The sequence below is a fragment of the Parafrankia discariae genome, from assembly GCF_000373365.1.
In the GTDB taxonomy this organism is placed as follows: domain Bacteria; phylum Actinomycetota; class Actinomycetes; order Frankiales; family Frankiaceae; genus Parafrankia; species Parafrankia discariae.
The window spans coordinates 235,951-250,047 of sequence record NZ_KB891230.1 but is presented as its reverse complement, the minus strand read 5'-3'; the positions used below and the strand labels follow the sequence as shown (position 1 = coordinate 250,047).

Sequence of the window (14,097 nt, the reverse complement as noted above, 5' to 3'; positions counted from 1 at the left end):
GGTGGGGTCTGTTCGCTTGGCGCGACTTCAGGTAGCCATCTGATCACCTAGTGATCGGGTGGGTGCGGGTGGTCGTGGCTGGGGCCGCGGGGGGCGCGACCGTTCCAGGAGATCCGCCTCGCCATGGCTCGTCACCGGCACCCAGACCGCCTTCGCGCTCGCCGCGTCCCCGAGACCCGCCGCGTTCTCCGGACCCGTCACGTTCTCCGGACCGGCCCCGGCCACTTCGCTCGTCGCGTCCGCCCGGCTCGCCCTGCCGGGGGTGGGGTGAGGTTTCCCGTGAATCCTCGCGTCCATCGGCGCGGGGGTTCACGGGCGCGTTCGCACCCGGCCCGGCTGCTACTGGCGGTGGTCGCGGTGACGGTGGTCGGACTGGCCACTCTCGGCCTGGTCGCGGGTCTGGACCGTACCGGCGGGTCCAGATCGGGCGACGGGCCGACCCGTCTCGGTGCGGCGGAGATCCCCACCGGGCTGAAAGGGTCACCCGGACCGCTGGCGGCGCCCGGCGCCACCGACCCGGACACCACCCACTCGGGCGGGGCCGGGTCAGGTGTCGCCGAATCGGGTGCCGCCGAGTCGGGTGCCGTGGGGCCGGGTTCCGGAGGACCGGGCGTTGGTGAGCCTGATGCCGCCGGGTCCGGTGCTGCTGGGTCTGGTGCTGCTGGGTCTGGTGCTGCCGGGGCCGGGGCCGCTGGGGCTGGGGCTGGGGCTACCGGGTCCGCGGGGGAGGGCTCGCGGGCGGCGGGAGTGGGCCCGGCACCAGCGGGGACCCTTCGGGAGGGCGCGGCGCAGGGCAGGGTGGGAGGTGGCCAGGCCATGGGCACCACAGGCCGGCAGGAGCCCCGGATGCCGGGATCAGGCGCGGGTGGCGCGGGTGGCGCGGCCACCAGCACGCCGCAGCCCGCCGTGGAGCGGGCGATGACCCCCTCGAAGAGCCCCTCGACCAGCCCCGCACCGGTCGCCGGGAGAGACGACGGCGCCGGTCTGCTGTGGTCGGACGAGTTCGGCGGCGCGGCGGGCGCGGCACCGGACCCGGGTACCTGGATCACCCAGACCGGCTTCGGCTGGGGCGACCAGGAGTTGCAGTGCTACACCCGCGACCCGCGGAACCTGGCGACCGACGGCCACGGCAACCTCGTGATCACCACGCGCAGGGAGCCGTCCTGCGACGGAGCGCGCTTCTCGTCCGCGCGGATCGAGACGCTCGGCAAGCGGACCATGCGCTACGGCTACCTGGAGACCCGGGCCGTGCTGCCGACCGGCCGCGGCGCCTTCCCGGCGGTGTGGCTCCTCGGCTCCGACATGCCGGCCGTCGGCTGGCCGGCCAGCGGCGAGCTGGACGTCGTCGAGGCCGTCTCGACGGCGCCCACGACCGTGCACACGAACGTCCACGGCGTGGACACCGCGGGAGCTCACTGGCAGGCCACCTGGGGCAACGGCGGGATGTACGACGCCGGGGCCGACCTCGCCGCGGCCTTCCACACCTACGGCCTGGAGTGGACGCCGTCCGCGCTGCGGTTCTACTTCGACGGCCGGCTCATCCGGACCGTCACCCGCGAGCAGGTTCCGGTCTGGCTGTGGGACCGGGAGCACTACGTGATCCTCAACGTGGCGGTGAACTCGCAGGGCGCGGGCGCCACGGCCACCGACTACCCGCAGCGGATGGGGGTCGACTACCTCCGCGTCTACGCCACCAAGCCCTGACCCCACCCCCCTGCCCTCCGGGCCAAGCGGGGCCGGCCCCCACGCGGCTGGCGCCGAAGCGAGTCGTCCTGGCGGCGTATGGAGCGGCTGAGACAACTCGCTTCGAGCGCGTGCCGGTGTTCACGGGGAGTTGGGCGGGGCGGGGCGGGCTGGTGGGGCGGGGCGAGCGGCCAGGTCAGGAGGGGACTGCCAGGGTCAGGGCGAAGTCGCCGTCCGGGTCCGTCCACTGGTGGCTGACGGCCAGGCCGGCCGCGGCCAGCTCGGCGGCGATCGCGTCGCGGGTGAACTTGGCGCTGATCTCGGTGCGCATCTGCTCGTCGGCGTCGAAGCGGGCGACCAGGTCCAGGGCGCGAACCGCGACCTTCTGCCTGCGGACGCTGCGCAGGCGCATCTCGATCCAGGAGTTCTCCGCGTCCCAGGCGGCGACGTGGGCGAATCCGCGCAGGTCGAAGTCGGCCCGCAGCTCCCGGTTGATCACCGAGAGGACGTTGCGGTTGAAGGCGGCTGTCACGCCGGCGCTGTCGTCGTAGGCCGCGACGAGGCGCCGCGGGTCCTTCACCAGGTCGGTGCCGAGGAGCAGGGCGTCGCCGTCGGTGAACTGGTCGCTCAGGGCGCGCAGGAAGGCGGTGCGCGCCGTGGGCCGCAGGTTGCCGATGGTTCCGCCGAGGAAGGCCACGAGCCGCCGGTCACCGTGGCCTTCTCGGTGGCCTTCGCCGTGGCTGTCACCGGTGCCGGTGCCGGTGCCGGTACCGGGCCGGGCACCGGGGAGGAGGCCGAGGTGGTGCTCGAAGTCCCCGACGACCGCGTGCACCGAGATGCCCGGATACGCCCGCAGGATGTCCTGGCCGGCCTGGAGGAGGGTCTCCTCGTCCACGTCGAAGGGGACGAAGCGGCGCAGCACCCCGGCGGCGCGCAGCGCGTCGAGGAGCAGGCGGGTCTTCTCCGAGGTGCCGGAGCCGAGCTCGATGAGGGTGCCGGCCGGGCAGGCGGCCACGATCTCGGCGGCGTGCGCGGTGAGCACGGCGTGTTCGCGGCGGGTCGGGTAGTACTCGGGCAGGCGGGTGATCCGGTCGAAGAGCAGGCTGCCGGTGGCGTCGTAGAACCACTTGGGCGGCAGCTCCCGGGGTTGGGAGGTCAGGCCGGCGCGCACGTCCGCGGCGAGCGAGGCGTGCCGTTCGGTGTCGGTGAGGTGGCGGTCCACGGTGATCTGCGGGGTCTGGTCCGTTCGGGCGGGTTCGTCGGGTCCGCCCGACGGGTCGGACCCGTTGCCGGTCGTGGCGGGATGCGGCTGCCTGCCGGGCACGGGAATCGTCTCCGGGGCGGTAGCCGGTGTCCTCGATGTCATCGTGGTGCCCTCCGTCTGCCTCGTACGACTCACCGTAGTCGTTCTAAGAGATCAAACTACTAAGAGTGACTTTGTGTGTGTCGGCCACCAGGAGATATTGGTCCGGTACGTCGACCCAACCCGATTCGTCATCATCTGGCTCACTGGCGATGATGATCCCGTCCGCCTCCTCCCGATAGCTGAGGGTGTCCCGCCAGGTGCTCCCCACGATCTGCGTACCGTCGGTCACCAGCAGGTTCAGCCGGGACGGCGTCCCGTCCGGCTCGCTCAGCCCGCCCAGCGTCAGGACGACGTCCGCCACGGCCCGCGGCAGCGGCAGTCGGGACGTGCTCTCCCACAGCAGGGCGGCCACGAGGGCCGAGTCGCAGCGGGAGTCCGGCACCGGCGCGCCGGGCCGGTCCGCCAGCACGCGCAGCGCCCCGGCGGCGGACACCCGCCCGTTGTGGCTCAGCAGCAGCCGGCCGTCGGTGAACGGGGCGGTCGCGGTCTCCTCGACGGGCATCCCGACGGTGGCACTGCGCACCGCGGCCAGCACACAGCCCGAGGTCACGGCGCCGGCGAACGAAGCGTAGGACGCGTCCGTCCACATCGGCACCGCGCGCCGGTAACGGGCGGGTTCGGGGCGCAGGTCGGGCGCGTACCAGCCGGCGCCGAAGCCGTCGGCGTTGACGGTCCCGTGCCGCATCCGGCGGGGCGCCCAGGACTGGCGCAGCAGGCTGGACGGCCGGTCGAGGGTCAGCGCCGCGAGCGTGCGCGGAGCACCGAGCCAGGCCAGGTGACGGCACACGGGCAGGCGTGACCTTTCTGAGCGCGGGCCTCGGCGCCCCGCCCCGGGCGGCAGCCCGCCGGCACCGACGCCGGCGGGGACGCGGGCGTCGGTGCCGGTGCCGGTGCCGGTGCGGGTACGGGCGGGTGGCGGCGGGGTCAGGAGGCGTCGGCGTCGCGGGCGAGCCGGAACCCGGAGAAGATCTGTCGCCGGATCGGGAAGTCCCAGTTGCGGAACGTGGACCGGACGGCACTGGGATCGGTCGCCCAGGAGCCGCCGCGCAGCACCCGGAACCGGGCCGGGGCCGCCTCGCGAGGATAGAAGACCTCGCTGTACTCCCGGTACGGGAACGACGCGAAGCCCGGGTAAGGGGTGAACCCGCCGGCGGTCCATTCCCAGACGTCCCCGATCATCTGTTCGGCGCCGTACGGGCTCGCGCCGGCCGGAGTGGCGCCCACTGGTGCGGGCCGCGCGATGCGGTGCCCCAGGTTCGCAAGCTCGGGAGTCGGGTTGGTGTCGCCCCATGGATACCGTCGTGAACGCCCGGTGACGGGGTCGTGCGCACACGCCTTCTCCCACTCGGCCTCCGTGGGCAGCCGTCGTCCGGCCCAGCGGGCGTGGGCCTCGGCTTCATACCAGCACACGTGCTGCACGGGCTCGTCGAGAGGCACCGGTTCGACCCGCCCGAATCGGCGGCGTGTCCAGACGTCGCCGTCGCGTGACCAGAAAAGCGGCGCCGTCAGGCCCTCCTGGCAGCGCCACGCCCAGCCCTCGGCGGACCAGAGCCGCTCGTCGTCGTAGCCGCCGTCCGCGATGAAGGCCAGGTGGGCCCGGTTGGTGACCGGGTAGCGGCCGAGGTGGAAGGCCGGCACGAACACCCGGTGCGCCGGCCGCTCGTTGTCGTACGCCCAGGGTTCGGCGGAGGTGCCCATGGTGAACTCCCCGGCCGGCACCAGGACCTCGGCCGCCTCGTCCACCTCGGCCGCCTCGTCCACCTCGGCCGCCTCGTCCACCTCGGCCGCCTCGTCCACCTCGGCCGCCACGGCCACCGGGCTGGCGCCGCCCGCCGGGGACGGCGGTGCCGGTGCCAGCGGCGGCGTCGGCCGCGGGTCGGCCAGGACGGGCGGGCCCGCGCGCAGCTGCAGCGTCGCGAGCATCGTCTCGTCGTGCTGGTGCTCGTGCTGGATGACCATGCCGTAGACGAACGACCCCGAGAGCAGCCGAGCCCGCCGGGCCACGGCCTCGCCGGCGGTCTCCGGGGCGCGCAGCAGGTCCGGGTCCAGCCCGGTCAGGACGTCCAGCGTCCGCCCGCGGACGTCGCGCAGGTACGCGCGGGCCTCATCCGGGCCGAGCAGCGGCAGCGCGGTCCGGCTGGCCCGGCTGTGCCGGAAGGCGTCGTAGACGTCGTCCAGGCCCGGCCGCAGCTCGGCCGCGCCGGTCAGGGCGCGCAGCAGCCAGATCTCCTCGTAGTTGCCGATGTGGGCGAGATCCCAGACCAGCGGTGACATCAGCGGTGAGTGCTGGCGCAGCAGGTCGCCCTCGGCGAGGTCGGTGTAGGCGAGCGACCGGGCCCGGGCCGCCGCCAGCGCCGCCGCCAGCGCCTCCGCGTCGTGGACGGCGGCGGGCGCCGAGCCGGTCAAGGCACCGGAACGCACTGGGACGCCTCCTCACGCAGCAGCTCAGCCGGCCCGCGCGCCTCGAAACGCGCGCTCAGGTCATCCGCCGGGGAGCGCCCGCGCCGCGTGTAACGGTTGGCGAAGGCCTCCACCGCGGCCCGCAGACCGGGATCGGCGCCGGTACGGGTGAGCGCGTCCAGGGCCAGGTCGACGCACGCCACCGCCGCGCGCCCCAGCTCCGGATCCCGCAGGCCGAGCTGGGCCGCCAGGCGCCCCTGCCCGGCGACCGGGAGGCAGGCGGCGAGCGCGGCCCGAGCGGCCGCCGGCTCGTCGAGGAGCACCGCCGGCACAGCGACGGCCACCGGCCACAGGTCGGACGGCTGAGCGTCCAGGTAGCGCAGCTCCAGCCAGCCCCGCGGCCGGACGGGCGGGAACAGCGTCGTCGCGTGCCAGCCGAGGTCCTGGGCGGTCGGGGGACGGGCCACCGGGCCCGCCCCGGCCATCCAGTCCCCGAAGGTCGTCCGGTTCCGGACCGGCTGGTACCGCCCGTCCGGTTCGCCGACCATCATGAGCTCCGCGTCGTGCAGGTAGCGCGCCCAGAGCCAGGCCAGCCGCGCCTCCCCGGTTGGCGGGGCGCCGAGGGCGCCGAGGGCATCAAGGGCGCCAGGGGCACCGGGGGTGCCGAGGGCGTCGCCGGGCCTGTCCTGGTCCGCCTGGGCGAGCCACGCCGCCGCGGGCGCCGCCGGGTCGGGCAGGACGGGCCCGGTGCGGCTCGGGTCGAGGCCGGCCCAGACCGCCTGGCGGCCCGACTGCCAGGAGATCCGCCGGCCCCGGGCCAGCGGCGACGCGGCGAACATGGCGATCAGCACCGGCTCGAGCGCGTGCGCGAGCCGGAAACGCTCGACGGCCTGGGTCGCGTCCGCGCCGACGTCCAGGTTGACCTGGACGGAGGCGGTCGAGCACATCATCGTCCGGCCGTCGTCGCAGTCCCGCGCCAGGAAGTGCTGCTCCATGGCCACGTACCGGGAGGCGGTGGTGTGGCGGACCGGGGCGCGCAGCGGGTCGACCCCCATCCCGACCAGCCCGAGCCGGCGCCGGGCGAGGGCCCCGCGGACGAACGCGAGGTCGGCGCGCATCGCGTTCACGGCGGCGGTCAGGTCCAGCGGCGGCCCTGAGAGCTCGAGCTGGCCGCCCGGCTCGAAGGTGAGCCGGCTGCCGCCGGGAAGCTGCGGTGGCGAGTCGGTGCCCGTGCGGGCCGCCACCGCCGCGGCGGTCTCGTCCGCGGGGACGGGCCGGTGCGGGTTCGCGACGTCGACGACGAACCACTCGGTCTCGATGCCGACCCGGTTCGCCGTGGCGGTGCCCGTGCCCGTGCCCGGAACCGGCGCGCCCGCGGTGGCCGGGGCCACGTCCCGGGCGGCGAGCCGGAGAAGATCGCCGAAGGTGGCGATGGGCGTCGTGGCGGGGCTGGTGGCAGGACTGCTGCCGGTAACTGTGGGCTCTATGTGATCTGCGGTGTGATCTGTCTCGCTGATCGCCCCGGGTCGAGCGGCCGATGCCTCCTGGCCGGTCGTGCCCGGTCGTCGGCGTCCAGAAGCCTCAGGTGTCACGCAGGGTGGCATCGAGTGGCTCCTCTCCCGGCGCCTCGGTCCTCAGAAGGCGCCTGTCGTGAGGGCGTTCTCCCCACGGCGGCGGCCCGGCTACCCCTCGTGGGGCCGCCGCGGGCGGATGCCCACCGGACACAACCCGTGGTGGTGGCTTCCACTTCCCCAAAGGTGGGACATGGGTCCTCTGTGGTTCTTCCGGTTATTCAACGCTTCAGGGCTGTCGTGGTTGTGAATTGGATGGAAGTGTGACTCTGATGGGGGAGATCCCCTGTAGCGCGCGGTGACCGGGGCACGGCAGACTCGCAGTTACCCCCCTGCGGTCCGCCGAAGCGCGGCGGCGGTATCGACCTGACGGGAGGTGGTGACCGCGGACACGTCCGATCGCGTGTCGGCCGGTAGGTCAGCCATGGCCGAGTATCTGCGCCGAAGACAGTTGTACGCCGCTGAACGCGGCGACAGATCAAGACGAGTGATGATCATCGCGGCGGCGGGTGCCGTCGGTGCCGCCGTGCTCGCCGGGCTGGTGTGCGGTGCCGCCGGGCTGGCGAGCGGGGTGGTCGCGCAGGTCGCGGTGCTGGCCGGGCTGGCCGTGCTCGGCGTCCTGGCCGCCCGGCACTATCGCGTGCCGCCGGAGATCGAGGCCTGGCGGGTGGACGCGGAGGCCGAGCGCCGTACCGCCCGCTCGCTGGACCGTCTCACCCGGGCGGGCTACACCGTGCTGCACGACCGCCAGCTCGCCGACTCGGCGGGCAACATCGACCACCTGGTCATCGGCCCGTCGGGCGCCTGGGTGGTGGAGACCGACGCCCACCGTGGCCCGATCCGGCAGAACGCGGCCGGGGTGTGGGCGGGCAAGGTGCCGCTGCGCGCCATGCTCGGCCTGATCGCCTGGATGGGCGAGGAGGCCACCGGCCAGCTCGTCGCCGAGCTCCCCTCCGGATGGCAGCTCGAGGCCCAGTCGGTCGTCGCCTTCGCCCGTACCGAGGTGCCGAACGGCCTGGCGCTGGTCGACGGCGTGCTGCTGCTGCCGATGGCCGGAGTCGCCGACTACATCCTCTCCGCGGGGGTGGTGCTGCGCCCGATCGACGTGGCGATGCTGGTCGACGTCGCCGAGCGGGTGTTCCCGCGCTACGAGGTCGCCGGGCCGCCCCCGTCGTGGCCGGCCCGCTCCCGGCTGCGTGGCCTGCTGCGCCGGTGACGGCGCCGGGCATCAGCCGGCGGTGTCGGGCCCGCTCGCGTGGCCGCCGCGGCCGTGGCGCGGCGGCGCGTCGAGGCCGTGCGGGTCGCCCACCTGGATGTGGTGGAAGCCGTCCCCGGCGGGTGATGGCGCGGACCAGCGCGGCTGCCCGGCGACGAGGTTCTCCTCGACCTCCTCCGCCGGGTCGTGCCCGTACCCGTAGCCACCGTCGTGGTGGCCATCGTTGTAGTGGACGTCGCCGTGGTGGCCGCTGTCGTGATGGCCGTCGGCCGGGCCGGGCCGGTCGCCGGGGATGCCCGGCGCCGGGTCTCCCAGCGGATGCCCGGTCTCCAGCGCCGGTGCGGCGGCCCGCCGCACGAAGGCGGGTGGCCCGGGGGGATCGGTCCACGCCCGGGGGGCGAGCTCAGGCGGGTCGAGCTCGCTGGGGTCCAGGTCGTCCGGCACGAGGTTGGTGTCGTCGACCTCGCCGTGCATCTTGGAGCCGTTGAGGACGACCGGAATCTCCAGGTCGCCGACGACGTGCTCGACGTAGAACGCCCGGTTCTGGATCAGCCACAGCGCATAGCCGGGGTCGAGCCGGGGGAGCAGGTCGGCGGCCACGTCCGTGAGCCCGAGGGCCTCCTGGGTGTCCGCGATCTGGTCGGACGCCTGCTTGTACAGGATGCGGATCGCCGTCTCGGCGAGCAGGCCCTTGGCGATCTCCACGGAGTCGGGGGAGGCCGAGAGCAGGTCGGAGATGCGGTGCGCCACGATCGCGTTGGCGCAGCCCCACTGGCGGGCCAGTTTCTGCTGGGCCGACAGCCGGCGGACCAGTCCGGCGAAGCGCATCAGCCGCCAGCACTCGTCGTAGACCACGTAGCGCTGCACGCCGTCCTGGCGCATCAGCGCGGCTTCCATCCACGCCTGCGCGCAGGTCATGATCAGCGCGATCATCTCGTCGCTGCCCTGGACCCGCTCCAGGTTCAGCACCGCGATCGGCCGGTCGAAGTCCAGCGGGGACGTCGTCGGTCCGTCGAAGAGACCACCGAGGGCACCGTGCGTCAGCCGGCGCAGGGTCAGCGTCGCGTCCCGGGACGCGTCGCGCAGCTCGGTGGCGGTCATCGGCAGCGCCGAGCAGTCCTCCTCGCTCGGGTCGGTCATCGCCTCCAGGACGTGCGGGAGCAGCGGGGTGGCCCAGCGGTCCGGTGTCGCGCCGGTGATCTGCCGGGTGACGACGTCCAGCGCGAGATCGACGGCGGTGTGCTCGGCCGGGGTGAGCGGCACCCCCTTCGCGGTCTCGATCAGCGACGAGAGCAGGGACGAACGCGCCCGCTTCACCTCACGGGCCCAGTCGGCGTCCGCGATGCCGCGTGGGCGCGGCGGGGCGTCCAGCGGGTTGAGCCGGGTGGACATGCCAGGCCCGATGTAGGTCGGCTCGCAGCCCAGCCGGCGCGCCAGCCGGGTGTACTCACCCTTCGGGTCACAGGGGACGGCGGCCTGGTAGCCGAAGGCCGAGCCTCGGGAGATCAGCGTCTTCAGCAGCGCGGACTTCCGGGAGCCGACCGCGCCGAACACCGCGAAGTTCGGGTTCTCGATCACCTGCTGCCGGTAGAGCTCGAAGACGTCGAAGTCGAACGAGTTGCCCGACCAGACGTGCCGGCCGATGTACATGCCGGGCGCGTCGAGCCCGGAGTCGACGACGAACGGATAGATCCCGGCGATCTGGGCCGTGGTCTCCATGTGAGCTGGCAGGCGCAGCTTGTGGTACGCCCGTCCGGCGAACGAGCCGAGCAGCTTCGGGGGCTGCGCACCGCGGCGCAGGGCGGCCTGCGCGCGCCGCATCGCGGCCCGTTCCGCGTTGGCCGCGGCCCGTTCGGCCCGCCGCGACCGGCGGTCGTGCGCCGCCGCGGTCTTCGCGCTCCGGCGGCGGGTGCGCGGGCTGCCGCCGAGGTCGACGAACCCGTCGGCGTCACGGCCCGGATCGTGGCCCGGGTCGATCGGGTCGGCGTCGTCGTAGTCGTACTCGTAGCCCGCGTCGTAGCCGTCGGTGGCGCCGCCGGAGCCGCTGCCAGGGGCGTCGTAACGGATCGGGTCGCCCCAGGCGGCGTCGCCCCCCACCGCGGGCGGGCGGGCGGTCACGCCACCCCCACGGCGAGCGGCAGGGCGCCGACGCTGAAGCCCTGGTCCTGCTCGCCGACGAGACGGACCATCTCGAGCCGGCTGCGCGAGGCCAGGGTCTCCGCCTCACCGCAGGCGTCCGCGAGTGAGTCGAGGTCGTCGGCGGAGACGGTGACGAACCCGTGGAACCGGAAGGCGCCGAAGCCCGCGATCAGCTCCTGCTCACGGCGCTCGACCTCGTCGGCCTCGGCCACATCCCGCTGGGTCGTGACCTTGCCGACCTTGTCCCGCATCTGCTGCTCACCGAGGTGCGCCATCCGCCGCCGGTTGACCGCCTTCTCCGCCTTCCGGCCGGGCAGCGGTTCCACGACGAGCGACACCGTGCGCCGGCAGGTGGTCTCCATCAGCAGCGGCGCGAGGAACGCGGCCGGCGACGGGACCCGGGGCCAGCCGTTGATCCAGTACGTGGTGTGGAAGCCGGAGTCGGTGCGGTAGTGGTCCCAGGCGTTGACCGTCCGGACCGGGCCGGCGATCGCCGGGTCGATGCCGGACGGCAGGCCCTTCAGCCCACCCGCGAGGTCGGTGCTCGCCCCGCCCCGCGCGTCGATCATCTCGATCGAGTACGGGTCGTAGGTGGTGCGGATGACCGCGGCCAGCGCCCGCGGCGGCAGCCAGCCGACGGTGCTGATCGACGCCCTGGCCAGCGCCGCCTCCATGGTCCGCAGCTCACCGAGCAGGACGGCGCACGCGGCCTGGTCACCGCCGCCGGCGCGCTGGATCGCCCGGCGGGCGTCCTTCGCCTTCAGCTGGAAGGAGAGGTAGGTCTCGTGCCGCTGCGCCACCGGCCCGGCCGCGTCGATGACCTGCTCGTAGGCCTGCGACGCCCACGAGTCGTCGTGGTGGCCGCGCACCCGCCAGTGCCGCTGGAGCTGGTCACCCGAGTCCGGCAGCGTCCGCTCCAGCCACTGGATGCGGGACAGCCGGCCGCCGCCACCGGTCAGCCCGGCCAGCAGCTCGCCCCAGGCGTCCACCCGGGCCTGCTGGTCCCCGGACTCGAGCAGCGCGAACTGGCTGCCCTTCACCTGGAGCACGGCGGTGTACGTCTGCTTCTTCACGTCCTTGACCACGGCCACGTACCGACTGCCGCCGACCGGGACCGACAGCATGACCAGATTCGACAGCGGACCCGGCAGGACCGTCCTGGTGATCCGGTCGTCGCCGGGGCCGAGCCGGAAGAAGCCTCCACGGAACACCGTCTCGCCCGTCACCTTCTGCATCGTGAAGCCGAACACGATCGGCACCCACTGGTCGAGGTTACGATCCTCCACCCGGACGAACGCGACGAAGGCGAACCCCGCGGCCAGCAGCAGCCACACGGGCACGAAGACCAACGGCGAACGCAGCGCTCCCAGAACACAGAGCATCACGCCGATCAGGAGCGCGAGCTGAGGCCAGCGCATGCCGAGGAGCACACCGGCGCGCTCCAGCGGCCCGAAGCGGTAGCTGCGTTCAGCTGCCATGACCTGGTCACCCACCCCCGGTACGCGCCGGCGGGGTGACCCGCGGCGGTGGTGACGGCGTCACCGGGGGCCGGCCGGCCGCGCCCGCCGACCCGCTCGGCGCGGGCGCGGTACCGCGCCCGCCGCCGGACGTGCCCGGACGAGCCGTGCCGCCGCCACCTGACGTGATCGCCCGCGCGGTCTGGGGCCGCGCGGTGGACGTAGCCCGGACGGAAGCGGTCGCCCGCGTACCGCTGGACGCCGCCTCGCGGCCCCCGGCCACGGCCGGGGCCGCACCGGAACGGTTCACCCTGGCGCGGACGCCGCGGACCGCCGCGGTTCCGCCGGCCGCCCCCGCGGCGGCTCGGGCCGGAACTCCGAGCGGGGAGCCGATGCCACCGCGACCCGGGCGAACACTCGGGCGGGCCGTCGGTACACCGGCGCCCGCGATGGCACCCGCGTCGCCGAGCATTCCCCGGTTCCGGGTCTGCAGACGCGAGCCGATGCCACGGAACGTCTCCCGGGACGAGGAACCGAGCAGAGCACCCGCTCCGTGCCCGAACGACGCCGCGCTACGGCGCCCGGCCGATCCGACCGCGCGCATCAGCTGGACGTCGGCGAACCCGAGCAGGTGCATCAGCATAAACGGCGAGAACACTGCCGCGATCATCACAACGACACCACTGAGAATGCTCAGCGTCTGATCAACGGCCGATCCACTGGGATCCTGGGCGATGCCGGCCCCGAGGGCGAATATCGCGTAGATCACCGGCTTCGCAAAAATCAACGCCACCAGCATCTCGGTGGCCCGCTTCATCCAGGCGCTCGTCGTCATCGTCGGCTGGCCCGCCAGATACAGCGGGATGAACACGGCCACGACGATGATCGCGACCTTCCGGATGTAGAGCACCACGAACAGCGCGAACGAGAAGATCGCCACGAGCAGTGACAGCACCAGGTCGAGGGCGAAATTGCCCTGTTCGGGTAGTTCTCGCAGCTGCCCGACCAGGTCCGCGCCCAAGGCCTTGTTGTCGCCGAACGCCTCCGCCATGCCGTCCGAGGCGGCGAGGACCATCTGCAGCAGCGTCAGCGCGATGAACGACCCGATGATCGCGGTGCCGGTCGTGGCCAGGGCCCGGAAGAAGACGTGCGGATCACCCCGCAGGGCCGCCACGGTGCACGAACAGAGGAAGAGCCCGGTGACGATCAGCACCGACATGCCGAAGACGATGTTGTAATTGTCGACGACGTACTGCGCGTTCAGGTCGACCGCTGTCTTCTGCGCCGCAAAGCTGAAGACAGAAGATGAAAGGTCGGCCGCCATGTTACAAAAGGCTTTACCAACCGACCCCAAAAACTCGTCAGCCGCACCACCGGCGAGGCCTGCGATTGCATCGCCAATGCCAGACACTGGATTTGGAACAGCCAGAATCTCCACTGTGGGAGTGGCGGTCATGATGTCACCCCCGAAAGAGCGAAGCGCTCGAAGGCCTCTGAACTCCGCTCAGTCATCGCGTGTCCTTCTACTCCACCTGAGACGTCGCGCAGTTTCCAATCCGAGCCGTCCCAGTTGATCGTACATATATCGGTGCCCCAATGCATGGCGGGTTGCAAATCGGGGCTTGCCCCACTTACTCCTGCGGCGATAGCAGAAAGCACTTCTACTTTACTTTCTTCGCCACTAAAATTGCTGACGCGATATCCAATAACTCGATGATTCAGGGTGAATTGTGGAGAGATTACGGAAGGAACGCCAAAATTTTTAGCGGTCTCCGCATCAATTTCAGCGAGTAGGTCAGAAAGTCTCTTTGCGGTCTCTTCGTCTGAGATCGAAAGGATCAAGTCGTGTGATCTTGTGTGTTCGCGGTTGCGTGTAATGCTGGTCGCCGCGATGTAGTTGCCGCAGGCGCTGATTGCGCCGGCTTCTGTGTGGGGGTAGCCGACAGGCACGCCGAACTCGTTGACCCGGGTGGGTGCGCCGATCGGGCTGTCGGCGGCGGGCGCCGTCGTCGCGTCGCTGCTCGGCGGCACCACCACGTCAGGCGCCCCTGTCGGGGGCGCCTCGGTGGGCACGCTGGAGGTCGGCTCCGGGTCGGCCGAGGCCTTGGAACCGTCGTCCGATGAATTCCGCCCCACGAAGAAGCCGAACGCTCCGGCCCCGACCGCGCTCACCGTGGCTGTCGCGACGATGACGATGATCAGGCGCCTGATTGCCCACTCTGCCAGGCTCACCAACGCCTACTCCCCTCCCGTGTCGGCAGGGTC

Annotated in this window: 10 protein-coding genes; 2 read left to right on the top strand and 8 right to left on the bottom strand. The window is 72.8% G+C overall.

Translation table 11 applies throughout. From position 1 onward, the window contains the following. The first annotated feature begins 816 nt into the window (after positions 1-816). Complete coding sequence (locus tag B056_RS0122205; protein ID WP_018504061.1) at positions 817-1,704, top strand: glycoside hydrolase family 16 protein; 888 nt, start codon at positions 817-819, stop codon at positions 1,702-1,704. A gap of 175 nt (positions 1,705-1,879) precedes the next feature. Here the strand turns inward: B056_RS0122205 and B056_RS0122200 are convergent, their stop codons facing one another. The 4 genes from B056_RS0122200 to egtA all read right to left on the bottom strand — a co-directional run bounded on the left by B056_RS0122200 (position 1,880) and on the right by egtA (position 6,840). Next, on the bottom strand, positions 1,880-3,049 hold the full coding sequence (locus B056_RS0122200; RefSeq protein ID WP_051105704.1) for an L-histidine N(alpha)-methyltransferase: 1,170 nt from the start codon (positions 3,047-3,049) through the stop codon (positions 1,880-1,882). Positions 3,050-3,092: 43 nt separating this feature from the next. Further along, the gene (gene egtC, locus B056_RS0122195) at positions 3,093-3,836 is read right to left on the bottom strand and encodes an ergothioneine biosynthesis protein EgtC (protein WP_018504059.1); all 744 of its coding nucleotides are present in this window, start codon (positions 3,834-3,836) and stop codon (positions 3,093-3,095) included. A 137-nt stretch (positions 3,837-3,973) separates the two neighbouring features. Beyond that, entirely contained in the window at positions 3,974-5,470 is a 1,497-nt protein-coding gene (egtB, locus tag B056_RS0122190) for an ergothioneine biosynthesis protein EgtB (RefSeq protein ID WP_018504058.1), read from the bottom strand. After that, on the bottom strand, positions 5,452-6,840 hold the full coding sequence (gene egtA / locus B056_RS0122185) for an ergothioneine biosynthesis glutamate--cysteine ligase EgtA (RefSeq protein ID WP_018504057.1): 1,389 nt from the start codon (positions 6,838-6,840) through the stop codon (positions 5,452-5,454). Before egtA ends, egtB begins: the two co-directional genes overlap by 19 nt. A 604-nt stretch (positions 6,841-7,444) precedes the next feature. Between egtA and B056_RS0122180 the strand changes: the two genes are divergently transcribed. Continuing rightward, positions 7,445-8,236, top strand: a complete 792-nt coding sequence (locus B056_RS0122180; protein ID WP_026240001.1) for a nuclease-related domain-containing protein — start codon at positions 7,445-7,447, stop codon at positions 8,234-8,236. A 12-nt stretch (positions 8,237-8,248) separates the two neighbouring features. Here the strand turns inward: B056_RS0122180 and B056_RS37555 are convergent, their stop codons facing one another. The 4 genes from B056_RS37555 to B056_RS40925 form a co-directional block, all read right to left on the bottom strand. Then, a complete protein-coding gene (locus tag B056_RS37555; RefSeq protein ID WP_020572635.1) occupies positions 8,249-10,354 on the bottom strand; it encodes a conjugal transfer protein TraC in 2,106 nt (701 codons plus the stop codon). Beyond that, positions 10,351-11,853, bottom strand: coding sequence for an SCO6880 family protein (locus B056_RS0122170; protein WP_026240000.1), 1,503 nt, complete (start codon positions 11,851-11,853; stop codon positions 10,351-10,353). Before B056_RS0122170 ends, B056_RS37555 begins: the two co-directional genes overlap by 4 nt. Positions 11,854-11,860: 7 nt before the next feature. Next, positions 11,861-13,156, bottom strand: a complete 1,296-nt coding sequence (locus tag B056_RS0122165) for a hypothetical protein (protein WP_018504053.1) — start codon at positions 13,154-13,156, stop codon at positions 11,861-11,863. 128 nt (positions 13,157-13,284) lie between these two features. Next, positions 13,285-14,064 (bottom strand): RodZ family helix-turn-helix domain-containing protein, encoded by a 780-nt coding sequence (locus B056_RS40925; protein WP_084647221.1) that lies wholly within the window; start codon positions 14,062-14,064, stop codon positions 13,285-13,287. Positions 14,065-14,097 lie beyond the last annotated feature (33 nt).